The sequence below is a fragment of the Streptomyces sp. NPDC051976 genome (assembly GCF_040680795.1).
Lineage (GTDB): Bacteria > Actinomycetota > Actinomycetes > Streptomycetales > Streptomycetaceae > Actinacidiphila.
Genome location: NZ_JBFAXL010000028.1, coordinates 14,570 through 30,540 on the forward strand (window position 1 = coordinate 14,570; position 15,971 = coordinate 30,540).

Annotated in this window: 17 protein-coding genes and 1 pseudogene; 14 read left to right on the forward strand and 4 right to left on the reverse strand. The window is 71.2% G+C overall.

Annotation, left to right across the window (positions count from 1 at the left end):
• Positions 1-298 precede the first annotated feature (298 nt).
• Positions 299-382: pseudogene (locus AB0M29_RS25465) on the reverse strand (PQQ-binding-like beta-propeller repeat protein); the annotation flags it as partial.
• A 165-nt stretch (positions 383-547) separates the two neighbouring features.
• Here AB0M29_RS25465 and AB0M29_RS25470 point away from each other — a divergent pair.
• The 6 genes from AB0M29_RS25470 (at position 548) to AB0M29_RS25495 (ending at position 6,148) form a co-directional block, all read left to right on the forward strand.
• On the forward strand, positions 548-1,207 hold the full coding sequence (locus AB0M29_RS25470) for a M15 family metallopeptidase (protein WP_365386394.1): 660 nt from the start codon (positions 548-550) through the stop codon (positions 1,205-1,207).
• Entirely contained in the window at positions 1,204-1,677 is a 474-nt protein-coding gene (locus tag AB0M29_RS25475) for a hypothetical protein (RefSeq protein ID WP_365386396.1), read from the forward strand. Before AB0M29_RS25470 ends, AB0M29_RS25475 begins: the two co-directional genes overlap by 4 nt.
• Positions 1,678-1,779: 102 nt before the next feature.
• Positions 1,780-2,199: a hypothetical protein gene (locus AB0M29_RS25480; RefSeq protein ID WP_365386398.1), complete on the forward strand. Its 420-nt coding sequence runs from the start codon at positions 1,780-1,782 to the stop codon at positions 2,197-2,199.
• Positions 2,200-2,203: 4 nt separating this feature from the next.
• The gene (locus AB0M29_RS25485; RefSeq protein WP_365386399.1) at positions 2,204-4,648 is read left to right on the forward strand and encodes a tetratricopeptide repeat protein; all 2,445 of its coding nucleotides are present in this window, start codon (positions 2,204-2,206) and stop codon (positions 4,646-4,648) included.
• Between the two features lie 172 nt (positions 4,649-4,820).
• Positions 4,821-5,360, forward strand: coding sequence for a DinB family protein (locus AB0M29_RS25490; RefSeq protein WP_365386401.1), 540 nt, complete (start codon positions 4,821-4,823; stop codon positions 5,358-5,360).
• Positions 5,361-5,602: 242 nt separating this feature from the next.
• The gene (locus AB0M29_RS25495) at positions 5,603-6,148 is read left to right on the forward strand and encodes a hypothetical protein (RefSeq protein WP_365386403.1); all 546 of its coding nucleotides are present in this window, start codon (positions 5,603-5,605) and stop codon (positions 6,146-6,148) included.
• On the opposite strand, the gene AB0M29_RS25500 is transcribed toward AB0M29_RS25495, so the two are convergent.
• Positions 6,112-6,561, reverse strand: coding sequence for an ATP-binding protein (locus AB0M29_RS25500; protein ID WP_365386405.1), 450 nt, complete (start codon positions 6,559-6,561; stop codon positions 6,112-6,114). The genes AB0M29_RS25495 and AB0M29_RS25500 overlap by 37 nt on opposite strands.
• 81 nt (positions 6,562-6,642) lie before the next feature.
• Between AB0M29_RS25500 and AB0M29_RS25505 the strand changes: the two genes are divergently transcribed.
• Positions 6,643-7,482 carry a helix-turn-helix transcriptional regulator gene (locus AB0M29_RS25505; RefSeq protein WP_365386407.1) on the forward strand — a complete coding sequence of 280 codons (840 nt, stop codon included), beginning with the start codon at positions 6,643-6,645 and terminating at the stop codon, positions 7,480-7,482.
• Positions 7,458-7,676: a DUF397 domain-containing protein gene (locus AB0M29_RS25510; RefSeq protein ID WP_365386409.1), complete on the forward strand. Its 219-nt coding sequence runs from the start codon at positions 7,458-7,460 to the stop codon at positions 7,674-7,676. Before AB0M29_RS25505 ends, AB0M29_RS25510 begins: the two co-directional genes overlap by 25 nt.
• Here the strand turns inward: AB0M29_RS25510 and AB0M29_RS25515 are convergent.
• Positions 7,673-8,644, reverse strand: coding sequence for an MBL fold metallo-hydrolase (locus AB0M29_RS25515; RefSeq protein WP_365386412.1), 972 nt, complete (start codon positions 8,642-8,644; stop codon positions 7,673-7,675). The genes AB0M29_RS25510 and AB0M29_RS25515 overlap by 4 nt on opposite strands.
• On the reverse strand, positions 8,641-9,249 hold the full coding sequence (locus AB0M29_RS25520) for a helix-turn-helix domain-containing protein (protein WP_365386414.1): 609 nt from the start codon (positions 9,247-9,249) through the stop codon (positions 8,641-8,643). Before AB0M29_RS25520 ends, AB0M29_RS25515 begins: the two co-directional genes overlap by 4 nt.
• A gap of 201 nt (positions 9,250-9,450) precedes the next feature.
• On the opposite strand from AB0M29_RS25520, the gene AB0M29_RS25525 reads away from it, so the two are divergent.
• The 6 genes from AB0M29_RS25525 to AB0M29_RS25550 all read left to right on the forward strand — a co-directional run bounded on the left by AB0M29_RS25525 (position 9,451) and on the right by AB0M29_RS25550 (position 15,873).
• Positions 9,451-10,263 (forward strand): HNH endonuclease family protein, encoded by an 813-nt coding sequence (locus AB0M29_RS25525; protein ID WP_365386576.1) that lies wholly within the window; start codon positions 9,451-9,453, stop codon positions 10,261-10,263.
• 552 nt (positions 10,264-10,815) lie between these two features.
• Positions 10,816-11,523 carry a glycoside hydrolase domain-containing protein gene (locus AB0M29_RS25530; RefSeq protein WP_365386577.1) on the forward strand — a complete coding sequence of 236 codons (708 nt, stop codon included), beginning with the start codon at positions 10,816-10,818 and terminating at the stop codon, positions 11,521-11,523.
• Between the two features lie 149 nt (positions 11,524-11,672).
• Positions 11,673-12,341: a SurA N-terminal domain-containing protein gene (locus AB0M29_RS25535; RefSeq protein WP_365386416.1), complete on the forward strand. Its 669-nt coding sequence runs from the start codon at positions 11,673-11,675 to the stop codon at positions 12,339-12,341.
• A gap of 64 nt (positions 12,342-12,405) precedes the next feature.
• Entirely contained in the window at positions 12,406-13,413 is a 1,008-nt protein-coding gene (locus AB0M29_RS25540; protein ID WP_365386418.1) for a nucleoside triphosphate pyrophosphohydrolase, read from the forward strand.
• Positions 13,410-14,666: a cytochrome P450 gene (locus AB0M29_RS25545; protein ID WP_365386419.1), complete on the forward strand. Its 1,257-nt coding sequence runs from the start codon at positions 13,410-13,412 to the stop codon at positions 14,664-14,666. The genes AB0M29_RS25540 and AB0M29_RS25545 overlap by 4 nt, the downstream gene beginning before the upstream one ends.
• A 193-nt stretch (positions 14,667-14,859) precedes the next feature.
• Entirely contained in the window at positions 14,860-15,873 is a 1,014-nt protein-coding gene (locus AB0M29_RS25550; RefSeq protein ID WP_365386580.1) for a transglycosylase family protein, read from the forward strand.
• Positions 15,874-15,971: the final 98 nt, after the last annotated feature.

The following is a 15,971-nucleotide window of genomic DNA, read 5'->3' on the forward strand; positions in this document are numbered from 1 at the left end:
AATCGACGCGGCCATGGTGCCGGGAAGCGGACTTCCGGTAGCGAACCCTCGGTAGGGACGCGCAGATCAAGGGTCACCAATTCTGTGTCGCCGCGCTGTACGAGCAACCTCCGCCCAGGCCAGTGCAGCACCCTGGGGGCATCGGCTGACGACAGGTCGAGCGGAGCGGCAATGGTGGAGATGAGACGAGCGGAGCCTGCCACTCGGTCCTCCTCGTGCGATTCGGGCAGCCCTGGGTGAATCCACGGCCATGGTCTGATTGAGTAGGTCGACCACACTACACACGTGGTGGTCAGTGCTAGGCGGTGGCGCCCGCGGCGGCGTCCAAGGCGTAGAGTTTTCCGTCCTGGCTGCCGATAACGAGCAGGCCACCAGTGAGAACCGGCGAGGACTACTACGTACGTAGACCACACCATTCGCGGACAACGGGGATTCTTATAGCGGGAAGCCGGGTTCGCGGGAGTCAAGTCAAGCGACTGTTCACTCACCTGACCATGGGCAATTACCTGACGGAGGATGTCCTCGACAGGGCTGGGATGATCGGGTGATGAGTGAGATCGTCTTGATGTCGGACCCGACAGTCGCGGCCGTACCCGTCGTGGAGTGCGGTGAGCCGCTGGTGGACGTCCGCGTGGGCGGCGCGTTGCTGGTCGACGCGCGCAAGCAGGACGCGGCCGACGCCTTCGCGTATCTGCGGGAGGGCGTGCTGGAGCGGCTGCTGAAGGCGCAGGCGCTGCTGCCGGAGGGGCTGCGGCTGCTGTTCGTCGAGGGGTACCGGCCGCCGTCGCTGCAGCGGGAGTACTTCGAGGGGTACGCGGGCCGGTTGCGGGCCGGGCACGCCGAGTGGTCCGAGGAGCAGGTGCACTCGGCGGCGAGCCGGTACGTGTCGCCGCCCGAGATCGCCCCGCACAGCGCCGGCGCGGCCGTCGACCTCACCCTGGCGGACGCCCACGGCCATGAACTCGACCTGGGCACACGGATGAACGCCGACCCGGAGGAGAGCGACGGCGCCTGCTACACCGGCGCCCCCAACATCAGCGACCAGGCCCGCGCCCACCGGACCCTCCTCGGCGCCGCCCTCACGGCCGCGGGCCTCGTGAACTACCCCACGGAGTGGTGGCACTGGTCCTTCGGCGACCGCTACTGGGCGCTGAGCACGCACGCGGACGCCGCCTGCTACGGCCCGACAGAGATCCACGAGGGTTGAACGCGCATCTGTGGGACCAGGAGATGCAGCCGTATCGCCACCGGCTGCAGAACATTCCGCCCTCGGGACGGCTCGCTCTCGCCGTCACGGTGATGGACCGGACCCTGGAGGAGATGGGTCCGCTGCAACCCGGGGTGGTACGGGACTACCTCACCGCGAGCATGCGGGTCGCTCACGCCGATGTGCGCGCGGGAGCGGGCGAGTTGACGCTCTCGGAGGACGCGCTGGACGCATGGAACGACGTGGACGACCAGGCCGACGAGTCGGGCACCACCCACGTCATGTCAGCGGTTCTCGCCTGCGCCGACGCGCCCGGAGGGCTCTCCGGGGAAGTGCTCTACGGCGTTCTGAGCTTTTGCTACGAGGCGGTGCGGGAGCGCTTCGAGGAGTCGGAAGGCGGGCCGGAGGCCCGGTGTGGGGCGGCGATCGCGTTCCAGAAGGCCCGCGTGATGGAACTCCTCGGGGTTTGAGCAGGGCGCTGGGTGATTTCGGCCTGCGGTGGGGGTGCGGGGGCGTACGGTCGTCGTCACGTACTGCCGTATAGGGCAATTTGGGGGGGCGTTGTGGTGGGTGTGGAGTTAGCGGTCGGCTATCTGATCGCGTGGGCGGTGGGCAAGGCACGGCGGGTCGCCGGTCGGGTGGATGCCGAGGTGGACGCGGCGCTTGATGCGGGGATGGACCGTCTGCACGAGGTGGTGGCGGCCCGCCTGGGGGCGGACCCGGCGCTGGAGCAGGCCGTGACGGAGGCGGCCTCGGGCGACCCGGAGGCGGTGTCGGACCGCACCCGTACCCGGTTGAACCTGGCGCTGGAGGAGGCGGCCGAGCAGGATCCGGCTTTCGCGTCGGCGCTGGACGAGGCGGTGTCCAGTGTGCGGGCCGCTGCGGAGGCCGCGGGGCCGACGTCGCGTGCGGTGTACGGGAACACCTTCAACGGTCCGACCGCGTTCCAGGTCGGGGACCACAACACGCAGACCAACACCTTCGGGTCCTGAACCTGTGCCCGGCGACACCTACAACGGGTCCACCGGCGTGCAGCACGGTGATCACAACGTCCAGCACAACCATTTCCACGCGGTGGTACGCCCGGAGGTGGCTTGGCCGCTTCAGGTGGGGGTGATCCCGCCGCGGGCACAGGCGTTCCAGGACCGGGCCGAGATCGCCCGGCTGCGGCACGCCCTCGACGGTGGCGGGACCGCGGTGGTGGGCCAGGCAGGCGGTCCGGTGGGCAGTGGGGTGCTGGCCGGACTCGGCGGAGTCGGCAAGACGCAACTTGCAGCCGATTACGCCCGCACCGCGTGGGAGAGCGGCGGGCTGGATCTGCTGGTGTGGATCACCGCGAGCACCCGGTCCGCGACGGTCGCCGGATACGCCCAGGCCGCCGGCGAGGTGTTCGGTGCCGATGTGGACGACGCGGATCAGGCCGCGGCGCAGTTCCTGGCCTGGCTGGAGCCGAAGTCCGGTGCGGCGCCGTGCCGGTGGCTGGTGGTCCTGGACGATCTGACCGAACTCGCCGATCTGGACCGGTTGTGGCCCCCGGCGAGCGAGCACGGGCGAACCCTGGTCACTACCCGGCGCCAGGACGCCGCGCTTGGCGGCCCAGGCAGGCGCCGTATCCAGGTGGGGGACTTCACCGCCGCCGAGGCCGTCGCCTACCTGACGGCGGTGCTGGCCGCAGCCGACCGCACCGAACCCGACGGTGAACTAGCCGATCTCGCCGCAGACTTGGGGCACCTCCCGCTGGCCCTGTCGCAGGCGGCGGCGTACCTGGTCGACGCGGGCCTGAGCTGCGCCGCCTACCGGGCCCGGCTGGCAACCCGTTCCCGCGCCCTGGCCGACCTGACCCCGGACGTACTGCCCGACGGCCAGAGCCACACCATGGCCGCGGCCTGGGCACTGTCCGTGGACTACGCCGACCGCCTCCGCCCCACCGGCCTGGCCCGCCCCATGCTCCACCTCGCCTCACTCCTCGACCCCAACGGCATCCCCACCTCCGTGCTGACCAGCCCGCCCGCCCTCACCTACCTGTCCGAACACCGCACCGAGGCCCACGACGGCCCGCCGGTGGACGAGGACGACGCGGTGGGCGCCCTGCGGGCCCTCCACCGCCTGAGCCTGCTCCACGCACCCAGCTCCGCAGATGCCCCGGGCCAGATGGTCACCATCCACCAGATCGTCCAGCGCGCCACCGAGGACACCCTCACCCCCGACCAGCACACCGCGTCAGCCCACGCGGCCGCCGGCGCCCTGCTCGCCGCCTGGCCCGACCCCGAACGCGACACCGCCCTCGCCCAGGCCCTCAGGGCCAACACCGCCGCCCTGGCCGCCTGCACCCAGAGCACCGGCAGCCTCTTTCGGCCCGACGCCCACGCCGTGTTGTTCAAGGCTGGGACCAGCTTGGGTAACTCCGGTCAGGTCACCCAAGCCATCGCCCACTTCCGCCACCTCACCGACAGCACTACCACCCACCTGGGCCCCGACCACCCGAGTACCCTCACCGCCCGCAACAACCTCGCCCGGTGGCGAGGAGAAGCCGGGGATGCCGCCGGTGCGGCGGCGGCGTTCGCGGAGTTGCTGACCGACCGGTTGCGGGTGTTGGGCCCTGACCACCCGAATACCCTCACCGCCCGTAACAACCTCGCCTTCTGGCGGGGGGAAGCGGGGGATGCCGCCGGTGCGGCGGCGGCGTTCGCGGAGTTGCTGACCGACCGGTTGCGGGTGTTGGGCCCCGACCACTCGAACACCCTCACCGCCCGTAACAACCTCGCGTTCTGGCGTGGGCAGGCGGGGGATGCCGCCGGTGCGGCGGCGGCGTCCGAGGAGCTGCTGACCGACCAGGTGCGGGTGCTCGGCCCCGACCACCCGCACACGCTCGCCACCCGTAGCAACCTCGCGTCCTGGCGGGGGGAGGCGGGGGATGCCGCCGGTGCGGCGAGCGCGACTGCGGAACTGCTGACCGACTTCCTGCGGGTGCTCGGCCCCGACCACCCGAACACCCTCACCGCCCGTAGCAACCTCGTGGGCTGGCGTGGGCAGGCGGGGGATGCCGCCGGTGCGGCGAGCGCGACTGCGGAACTCCTGACCGACCTCCTGCGGGTGTTGGGCCCTGACCACCCGCACACGCTCGCCACCCGTAGCAACCTCGCGTCCTGGCGGGGGCGGGCGGGGGATGCAGTCGGTGCGGCGGCAGCGTTCGCGGAACTCCTGACCGACCAGTTGCGGGTGCTGGGCCCCGACCACCCGAACACCCTCGCCACCCGAAACAACCTCGCGTCCTGGCGGGGGGAGGCGGGGGATGCCGCCGGTGCGGCGAGCGCGGCTGCGGAACTGCTGGCCGACTTCCTGCGGGTGTTGGGCCCTGACCACCCGCACACGCTCGCCGCCAGCACCAACCTCGCGTACTGGCAGGAGCAGAGCGGTGGGGGTCCGGTAGCCCCCGACTGACACAGCAGCCCTCCGAGGGGGAAGCAGCCCGGATGCCGCTGGAGGCGTTCTCCCCGGCCCCAGCAACATTGCAGCTCAGAGACTCCTGTCAATGGCCGCAAGAGCGCGGCGCCCCGTCACCCTCGTGAAAGGGCGTGGCTGCGAGGCACCGGTCTCAGTAAGGTCCCGTGGCATGACTGACCTTGACGAGCAGGGCCGACCGAAGCCTCCCGTGGCGGGGGATGAGAGCGCCACCTTGGTGGGGTTTCTGGAGTTTCAGCGGACGACGTTCGCGTGGAAGTGTGCGGGGCTGGACGCGGCGGGGATGGGGGCGCGGGTCGGGGCGTCGTCGATGACGCTGGGCGGGATGATGAAGCATCTGGCGCTGGTGGAGGACTGGTGGTTCTCGCAGTGGCTGGAGGGGCAGGACCCGGCGCCGCAGTGGGCGGGGGTGGACTGGGAGGTCGACCCCGACTGGGAGTGGCGGACGGCCGCCGAGGACACGCCGGACCAGCTCCGTACGCTGTGGGAGGAGTCGGTCACCCGCTCGCAGGAGCTGGTCGCGAAGGCGCTGGAAGAGGGCGGACCGGGCCGGCTGGCCGTGCGCGTCGGCTCCAACGGCTTCTCACCGAGCCTGCGTTGGATCATCTGCCACATGATCGAGGAGTACGCCCGCCACAACGGCCACGCCGACCTCATCCGCGAGTCCGTGGACGGGGCCACGGGGGAGTAGCCGCGCGCGGAGGTGGGGACGAGCTGCCGGAGTTGGACGTCCGTCCCCTCCTTTGGCGGGATCGACCCAACTGGCAGCACGTGCCCAACGATGCTTCCATGGAATAGAGCCATGCCTTCATGGCAGTCCCGAGGAAGGCTCCCTCGTTCAGGAGCCGCCCGGGCTTTCAGCGCCGTTTCCGGCGCCCCACATCACGTCGTACGCGATCACGTCCGCATGTGCAGTTCCCGGAGGTGTCGATCATGCCATCGGCCCAGAAAATGGACCTCGCCTGCAACTCGTCGCTCTTGTTCATCGGGAGCACCACCCTGCGCCCGTCGAGCCCGGCAATCCTCGAGCAGCTCCCGGACGCGACCGCGTCACTCAGCTTGGAGGTAATCGGCCCGCCCGGATATCGGGTTGATCTCGAGAACCTCATGCTGTTCCTCGACATCACCGATCCAACTCCTGCCACAGTGCGCTTCGTTCAGCATCCGGCCACGAACTATCACTGGGGTCTCCCCCAGAACCCCGACACACCCCCGGGTATGGACGGCTGGAACGAGGACACGCACAAGCCGTATCTCCCTACGAGGCGGCTGCGAGGCCGGAAGGACCACGACAAAGTCTGGTCCGGCGCCGCAAACGGCTCGACCTACTGGGTCGGGGTGAACGGCTTGGACGCCACGGAATCCCTGTCCTTCACCGCCTACGCGATGGCGGAGAAGACCGTCGCCACCACGAACGGATGCCTCATCCAGATGAAGGACTTTCACCTCGACGATGTGCTGACCGGGACGTGGGGCTGACTCCCGACAGCGCCTTGGGGGTCGATGAGGACCCATACGTACTTGCCGACGCCGCCCGCCCGCGGGCAGCAGCCCCACGCCGCGGAGAGCGCCTCCACGAGGAGGAGGCCGCGGCCACCCGTGTCGGAGGGGGTGGCGTCGCGGCGGAGGGGGCGGTCGGTGCTGGCGTCGTGGACCTCGATACGGAGGCGGCCGTCGCGGACGGCGCAGGTCACCTCGATGAGGCGGCCCGCGGGCGTACGGGCGTGCTCGATCGCGTTCGCGACCAGCTCGGACACCAGCAGCTCGCCGACCTCCGCGAAGCGGTCCCCATCTGGGACGGCGGCCAGGAACTCCCGTACGAAGGCGCGCGCCCGCCCGGCGGAACGCGGTCGGCGCGGGAAGAGGCAGCCGACCGGTGAGATCTCGTTCATGCACACAGAGTTGCCGTACGGTCACTACGCTCGGTAGAGGTGACGACTTGAGAGCCTGAACGTGAAAGCGGGGCGTGCGGCATGCCGATGAAGGAACTGGACCCGGCAGAGAGCGTCGCGGCGCTCTTCGGCGCCAAGGTACGGAAGTTGCGCGAGCGGGCCGGGCTCACGCAACAGGACCTGGGCGAACGGGTGTACGTCTCGCATACGCGGATCGCGAAGGTGGAGCTGGCGAGCGAGCCCGCCGGGTGGAAACTGGCCCAGTTACTTGACGAGTCCCTCAACGCAAGTGGCGAACTGGTCGAACTCTGGCCGCATCTGACGTCCGATCCGTATCCGGATTACGTGAAGCGACTGATGGCCATGCAGGTTGAGGCCGTTGCCTTCCACTGCTACTCGCCCCTTATCCCGGGACTGCTGCAGACCGAGGGATACGTGAGGGCTCTCCTCGACGCTGGGCAGGTGTTCGGCGACTGGGACGTCGAGGAACTCGCCGAGAAGCGGCTGAGCAGGCAGGCGCAGTTGGAGGGTGACGATCCGCTGTGGTTCTGGGCGGTCATCGACGAAGCCGCGCTCTATCGCGGTGTCGGCGGCCCCACCGTGATGCGGGAGCAACTCCGGCACCTGATGGAGATCGGGAAGCGGAAACGCGTGTGCGTCCAGATCTGCCCCATGGGTAGGCTCGACCCCGCAGTCCTGACCGGCGGGATGGTGTTCCTGATGCTGCCTGACGGTACTCAAGTCGTCTATTTGGAGGGCAACTCCTCCGGGGTGCTGCTGGACGATCCGTCGGAGGTTGTCCGGCATCGCATCGTCTACGATCGCCTGCAATCCGAGGCACTCTCCCAAGAGGCGTCTGTGGACCTCATCCGCAAGGTTCTGGAGGAGCATCACCAATGCGCACCGCCCGAGCTGACCTGACCAACGCCACGTGGCACAAGAGCAGTTACAGCAACGCGGCGGGCGGTGAGTGCGTGGAAGTCGCCCTCACCCTCCACCCCGTCGTCCCCGTCCGCGACTCCAAGGACCCCGACGGCCCCGCCCTCCTCTTCTCCGCGGACGCCTGGTCCGCCTTCCTCACCGCGGTGAACGCGGGCGACTTCTCGGCCCGTTAGCCGAAGGGCCACACCTTCGTACGGAACTGGTGGAAGCGGGCGCGGGCGAGGAGGCGGCGGGCGTCGGCCTTGGTGGGCTCGTTGTAGATGATGAAGTCGTCGAAGGCGTGGACACCGGGCTCGGCGGCCACGGAGGCGGCGGCGTCGCGGATCACCGTGAGGTGGCGTGGGGTGAACTCCAGGGCGCACTCGTCGGGTTGGTAGGTGGCGCCCAGGGGGTAGTCGCGGCGCGGGCGGCGCTTCATCTCGATGTGGCAGCCGAGGACGTGGGTGACGGCGTGGGCGGCGGCGAAGTCGACCAGGCGGTTCGTGGTGGCGAGGAACGCCGTGAAGTCGGAGGCGTAGAGGCGGCCGGGCAGGATGGTGTCACCGGTGAACAGGATGCCGGTCCAGCGGTCGTAGAGGGTGATCGCGGTGGCGTGGTGGCCGGGGGTGCCGAGGACGTCCAGCACCCGGCCGCCGAGGTCGAAGGTGACCGTCTCGGTGTGCCACTGCTCGCCGAAGCCGAAGAAGGCGCGGACGGCGTCCTCGTCGTGGCCGACCACGGTGGTGGCGGGGCGGTCGGCGAACTGGCCGTCGGCGGCCACGTGGTCGCCGTGGGCGTGGGTGTGGGCGACGACGAGGCCGTACTCCTCGCGGGGGTGCTCGGCGAGCCAGGCGGCGACGAGGTCGTCCACCGTGGCGCGCAGCGGGAAGGCGGCCGGGTCCTCGGTGGCGCCGGTGTCGAGCAGGAGCGCGCGCTCGTTGCCGAACAGCAGGAAGATGAACGGCGCTTCGTAGTTGAGCGTCTTGCTCTGCCGCAGGATGACGGTGTGCTCGTCGTAGCGGTGGATCTGGATCGGCGCCTCGGCGGCGGCGCGGCGCTTGGAGGGCGCGCCGTGGTGCCACGCCACGTCCAGCGAGCCCGTGGTGGGCGCCGCCGTCACGAAGTCGACCAGCTCTGCGTTCGCGTTCACGTTCGCGTTCATCGTTCTGTGTCCCCCAAGTCGAAGTCGGGCATCGGCGTGCCCGCCATGAAGTACCGGACGCGGCGCTGTCCGGGGTGGAGCTGTCCGCCGTCGGCGGTTCTCGCGAGGTACGGGGCGAGCAGCTCCTGCCACTTCGCCCGGATCTCGTCGGCTTCGTCCGCGGAGACGACGGCCACCGCCGCGACGATGCCCGGACTGCCGCCCCAGCCGGGGTCGGGGCCTTCCGCGCCGTCCTCGGCGCTGTCGCCCGCCTCGTCGTCCTGGCGGTCCACATAGTCGAGGATCGCCTGCGTCTCCCGCTCGACGACGAGCCGTTTGAGCTGTCGTCGGACGACGTCGTCGCCGCCCGACCCGATCCTTAACGTCGGCCGCGGCTCCGGCACCCGCCAGGTGCGCTCGCGGCGGTCGGCGCCGGGACCGGCGTCCTCCACGAAGCCGTACTTGGCGAGCTGCCGCAGATGGAACGAGCAGTTCGCCTGCGGGACCTGGAGGACGCGGCCGCAGTGAGCGGCCGTGGACGGGCCGATCGCTGTCAGCAGCTCCAGCAGGTCGAGCCGGAGCGGGTGGGCCAGGGCTCGGATCGCCTTCGGGTCGCTGATCTGCATATCCCAAAGACTACTTTGGGGTTTCGAAATGTCAAGCACTTCTTTGGCATTTGCCTCGGGCGGTCCGCGCCAACGGGGGGCAACCAGGCCCCCGCGCCGCACCGGCCGTCAGCAGGCACCCGTACTCTCGCCACCTCGGGGCATAAGCCCCGGCAAGCGCCGGGGAACCGCGGTGCGTTCAGGGGAGGGTGGGTCATGTCCATGCGTACGAGCAAGCGTTCAGCCAAGGCGCGCGCCACAACGGCCGCGGTGGCGACCGCAGTCACCGCCGCCGTCCTGCTGACCGGCACCGGCTGCAAGAGCACCGACGTGACCGGCAACGGCGCCCCGCCCGCCTCCGGTTCGGGCAGCGCGCCCACCGGCGTCCCCGCCTCCGACGGCCGTGCGGTCAGCCCGTTCGACAACCCGGACGGTACGAAGCCGGGGCTGGCCGCCCTCACCTCCGCCGCCGACGAGGCCCGCGCGCGGACCCTGATCGGGAAGGTGGCGACCAAGGGCCGCGGCCCGAAGACGGGTTACAGCCGCGCGCAGTTCGGCGCCGCCTGGCTCGACTCCGCCGACAACGTGCCCTTCGCGCACAACGGCTGCGACACCCGCGACGACCTCCTCAAGCGCGACGGCGACTCCGTGAAGTACCGGGGCGGTTCCCAGTGCGTCGTCGCGTCCATGACGCTGCACGACCCGTACACGGGCCGGACCATCGTGTGGACCAAGGCGAAGGCGTCGATCGTGCAGATAGACCATGTGATGCCGCTGTCGTACGACTGGCAGATGGGCGCCGCGCGGTGGAGCAAGGACAAGCGCGAGCAGATCGCCAACGACCCGCTCAACCTCCTCCCGGTGGACGGCCCGTCCAACAGCGCCAAGGGCGACTCGGGCCCCGCGTCGTGGCTGCCGCCGAGCAAGCCGATCCGCTGCTCCTACGCTGTCCGGATCGCCCAGGTCTCGCTGAAGTACGCGCTGCCGGTGACGGCCGCGGACAAGCAGGCGATGCTCGCGCAGTGCGGCGGCTGAACGGCCGCGCGGGGCCCCGCTGAACAGGGGGGAACCCGTGGTGGGCGGTGATCGCGGGGGTGTCATACTGAGCGCCGCTCGGTGTGACACCTGAGCCGCCGGGGGCGTTCCGCGCCCGGGAGAAACGCTGTGCACGACGTCGCCCGAGCCCGCCGCCCGCACCGGCCCGCCCCGCAAGGAACCCCCATGTCGAACAGCCGCCGCATGCCCAAGCCGAGATGGCACCGGATCACCGCGATAGCCGCGGGAGTGATCGTCGTGGCCGGGGGAGGGGCGCTGGCGGTGGCCGCCGGGTCCGGTGGCTCCGGCGGCGGGCAGTCCGCCGGCAGCACCCTGGTGTCGGTGAAGAACGGCGACGCGCAGCCCGCCGCCACCCGCGGGGCGGTGCGGCCCGCGGGCACGCCGTCCGGGACGGTGAAGCCGACGACGGGCGGCAGCGCGAGCGCGACCCCGAGCGGCAAGGCGACGGCCACGCCCACCGCCTCCGCGGGCACGACGGCGACCACGCCCCCGAAGACCACCACCCCGCCGAGCAGCCCGCACCCGGGCACGGTGTCCGTCTTCACCGGCATCGCCTTCGACACCTGCACCGCGCCCAGCCTGAGCAAGATGACCGCCTGGCACGGCAAGTCCCCGTACGGCGCCGCCGCGGTGTACATCGGCGGCCGCAACCGCGGGTGCGCGCAGCCGCAGTTGACCTCGTCCTGGGTGCGCTCGGTCAGCGCCGGTGGCTGGAAGCTGATCCCGATCTACGTGGGCGCGCAGCCGCCGTGCCAGACCAGCGGCAACCCCGAGCGGATCACCGCCGCCAACGCGGCCTCGCTCGGCACCACCGACGGCGCCGACGCGGTGGCCCAGGCGAGGGCGCTCGGGATGCGCGCCGGAAGCGCGGTGTACCTGGACATGGAGGCGTACGACAGCGGCAACAAGTCCTGCGTGTCCGCCGTCCTCACCTATATCCAGGCGTGGGACCGGGCGGCGCACGCCCGCGGCTACTGGGCCGGGTTCTACGGCTTCACCTCGTCCAGCGCGGCCGCGATCGCCGCCGCGCACGCCACGACGCCCGATCTGCCGGACGCCCTCTGGTACGCCAAGTACGACGGCACCGCCAGCACCACCACCGGCTTCCCCTTCTCCTCCAGCCTGTGGACCGGCCACCGCCGCGGCCACCAGTACCTGGTCAACCAGAAGGAGACGTACGGTGGAGTGACGCTGACCGTCGACCGTGACGCGTGGGACGCCCCGGTCGCGCTCGTCTGAGCCCGGCCGGGCCAGGGCGGCGGCGGGGCCGCGGCGGGGTGCCGGTCGACCACGAACGCGCATCCGTTCCGCAGAGTGCTGGATATCGGCGGTCCCGGATCAATATCCTCGTGCTCGATCATCACATCAGCATCGCGAGGCTTGTTCCCATGCCGGGAGGCACAATGGTCCGCCGCCGTACCGCAGTCTCGATCGCCGCAGCCGTGCTGCTCGCGGTGTCGCCCGCCCTCACCGCGTGCGGCTCGGGACCAGCCCATCCAGGGGCCGCGGCGGTGGTCGGCAATGAGCGGATCAGCGTCTCCACGCTCCAGTCGGCGGTGAACGAGGTGCGCAGCGCGCAGGCGAAGTCGCCGCAGGCCGCCCAGGCGGGCGCCGACAGCGGGAAGCTGTCGCAGCAGACGCTGAGCATGCTGGTGCAGAACCAGGTGATCGACCGGGCCGCCAAGGACGCCGGGATCACCGTCACGCCCGCCGAGGTGCAGCAGTCGCACGCGCAGGCGCTCCAGCAGGCCGGCGGCAGCGAGGCGCAGCTGGAGGCGGCGCTGCTCGCGCAGTACGACGTGGTGCCGTCCCAGCTGGACGCCTTCCTGCGCACCAACATCGAGGTCGGCAAGCTCATCCAGAGCCTCGGCTACCAGCCGGGCAGCGACCCGGGGAACACGGCCGTCCTCGCCGCGATCACCAAGACCGCCGACCGCCTCGGGGTGCACATCAACCCGCGCTACGGCACCTGGGACGCGAAGAAGGCGATCATCGGCGCGAACAGCGACCCGTGGGTGGTCACCAAGACCGCCACGGCGGTGAACCCGGCCGCGTAGCTCCTGGTCCCGTCGCGGGGGCCGCGCGGTCCGCGGTGTCGGTGCGGCGGGGTACGTTCGAGGGGTGAACGACGTAGACGCGACAGCCCCCGGCAGGCTGGTACTGCTCACCACCAGCCACCGGGTGGCTCCCGGCCAGCTCTCCTGGCCCGCCTGGCAGACCCTGCGCGAGGCCGACCAGGTGCTGTGCGCGGACCCCGAGCACCCGCAGCTGCCGTATCTGCGGGAGGCGGGGGTCCAGGTGGAGCTGGGCGCGCCCAGCGGGCGCGATCTGGTGGACGCCACCGCGGGCGGCCGGACCGTGGTCTACCTGCCGCCCGGCGGCGGTGCGGGCGACCCGGCCGTCACCGACGAGCTGGCCAGGCTCGGCGGCTCGGGGCGGGTCGCGATGCCCGATCTCGAGCTGCTGCCCGGTTCGTACGACCTGCCCGGCGCCCGGCTGCTCGATCTCGTGCAGGTGATGGACCGGATCAGGGCCGAGTGCCCGTGGAGCAGCGTCCGCACCCACGAGGACCTCGCCAAGTACGGCATCGAGGAGATGTACGAGCTCGTCGAGGCGATCGAGGAGGGCGACCGGGAGGCGATCCGCGAGGAGCTGGGCGACGTCCTGCTGCAGGTCGTCTTCCACGCGGCGATCGCCGAGGGCGACCCGGAGGAGCCGTTCGGGATCGACGACGTGGCGGCGGTGCTGGTGGCCAAGCTCGTCCACCGCCATCCGCACATCTTCGGTGACGAGACCGCCGAGACGGCGGAGGAGGTCCGGGCGAACTGGATCCGGCTCAAGGGTGTGGAGAAGGCCCGCGCCTCGGTGACGGACGGCATCCCGCCGGCCTCCCCGGCGCTGGCGCTGGCCGCGAAGCTGGCCGGGCGCGCCCGGGACGCCGGGATAGCCGTCCCCCCGGCCCCCCAGCACTTCACGCCCACCGACGAGCACTCCCTGGGCGACCACCTCCTCGCCGAGGCCGCCGCCGCCGACGCGGCCGGCCTCGACCCCGAAGCCGCCCTCCGCCACGCCGCCCGCCGCTACCGCACCACCATCCAATCCACGGAGTCCCTCCAGGACACCCCATGACCGGCCCCGCCCCCGGCCCGCCGGAGCTGTTTACGTGGGAGTTCGCCACGGATCCGTATCCGGCGTACGCGTGGCTGCGCGAACACGCTCCGGTGCGGCGGACGACGCTGCCGAGTGGGGTGGAGGCGTGGTTGGTGACGCGGTACGCGGACGCGCGGGAGGCGTTGGCGGACGGGCGGCTGAGCAAGAATCCGGTGCACCACGGGGGTTCGTCCCAGGCCCGGGGCAAGACCGGCATTCCGGGCGAGCGCAGCGCCGATCTGATGACGCATCTGCTGAACATCGATCCGCCGGACCACACGCGGCTGCGGCGGCTGGTGTCGAAGGCGTTCACCCCGCGCCGGGTGGCGGAGTTCGCCCCGCGCGTGCAGGAGTTGACCGACCGCTTCATCGACGGCTTCGCGCCCCGCGGCGAAGCCGACCTCATCCATGAGTTCGCCTTCCCGCTGCCGATCTACGCGATCTGCGACCTGCTGGGCGTACCGCCCGAGGACCAGGACGACTTCCGCGACTGGGCGGGCATGATGATCCGCCACGGCGGCGGCCCGCGCGGCGGAGTGGCGCGCTCGGTGAAGCGGATGCGCGCGTATCTGGTGGAGTTGATCCACCGCAAGCGCGGCGACCTGGGCGACGACCTGATCTCGGGGCTGATCCGGGCCGGCGACCACGGCGAGCACCTCACGGAGAACGAAGCCGCCGCCATGGCCTTCATCCTCCTTTTTGCCGGGTTCGAGACCACCGTGAATCTCATCGGCAACGGCGTCCACACCCTGCTGCGCCACCCCGCCCAGCGCCAACAGCTCCAGGAGTCGCTGGCCCGCGGCGAGAGCGATCTGATGGAGACCGCCGTCGAGGAACTGCTGCGCTACGACGGGCCGGTGGAACTGGCCACGTGGCGTTACGCGACGTGCCCGCTGACGATCGGCGGGCAGCCGGTCGCCGCCGGGGACCCGGTCCTGGTGGTACTCGCGGCGGCCGATCGCGACCCCGCGCGCTTCGATGCGCCCGAAACCGTGGATCTGGCCCGAAGGGACAATCCGCACCTGGGCTACGGTCACGGCATCCACTACTGCCTGGGCGCCCCGCTCGCCCGGCTGGAGGCGCGCGCCGCGCTGGCGACCCTGCTTACCCGGCTGCCCGACCTGCGGCTGGCGGTCGATCCGGGCGATTTGCGCTGGCGCGGCGGACTGATCATGCGCGGCCTGCGAACGCTCCCCGTGACATTCACGCAGCGGCCTCCACAAGGAAAGTGACGCAGTGTCAACTTCGTGATGCCGACGTGATGATCGCTACACCGACTTGTGATCCATTGGCCAACACCGCTACGTTCGGCGGTCAACGCGAGGCACACACCGCTCGCGGGACGACGTACGGCTGGAGAAAGGCGATCACATGCTCTCGTCCGGGAACGGTCGGCACCGCCGACCGCGTCAGGCCCCGGCAGCCATGGTGACCGTGGCCGCGACCGGTGCGGGTCTCGCACTGCCGCTGCTCGGAGCGGGCGCGGCGCACGCCGCGGACAACGGCACCTGGAACAAGGTTGCCGTCTGCGAGACCGGCGGAATGTGGAGTGCCAACACCAACGACGGCTTCTTCGGCGGTCTGGCGATCACGCAGACCACCTGGGACCAGTACGGCGGCGACGCGTACGCCTCACGCCCCGACCTCGCCTCCCGGTCGCAGCAGATCACCGTGGCCGAGCGCATCCTGGCCGACCTCGGCCCGGACGCGTGGCCCGGCTGCGAGGAGGACACCGGGCTGCTGAAGGACAGCGCGCCGCCGGACGTCGACCCGGGCAGCACCGCGACGCCCACCCAGGGCGCGACCACACCCGGCACGCCGTCCACGGGCACGACCACCGCGGGCAGCCCCACGGCGACGGGCACGCCCGCCACGCCCAGCACCCCGGTGACGGGCTCACAGGGCGACCAGGGCTCGCAGGGCGACCCGAGCGCCCCCGGCGTCCCCGGCGGCGCCCCGGTCACCGGCACGACCGGCTCCTCCACCACGCCGGGCACGCCCTCGACCGAGCCGACGCCTCCCGGCGGCACCAACACGATCGGCACGACGGCGCCCGAGCCGTCCCTGTCCGGCACCCCGGGCGCGACGACCCCCGGCGGCACGACGACGCCCGGCGGCGGCAGGCACGCGAAGCCGTACGTCCCCACGGACGCCGAACTCGCCGCGCGGGACCAGGCGACGCGGACGCAGGCCGAGGGGGTGGTCGGCTCCACCGACACCTCCCCGACCGGCACGTCCACCAGCGGTGCCGCCACGGACGCGCAGAAGCACGCGGCGGACACGTACACCGTCGGCGACGGCGACTCGCTGTCGGGTATCGCGAACAGCCAGCACGTCCAGGGCGGCTGGGATTCGCTCTACCAGGTGAACGAATCGGTCATCGGGCACGACCCGAATCTCATCAAACCGGGACAGATACTCCAACTCGACCTCGGCTGACCCCGGTTGAGGCGCCGGGGGCAAAACGGACGAACCGTATCCCGGCGCCTTTCCGGAGTGTGACATGGGTCTCCCGGGACGCTGTGACCGGCCGCTTG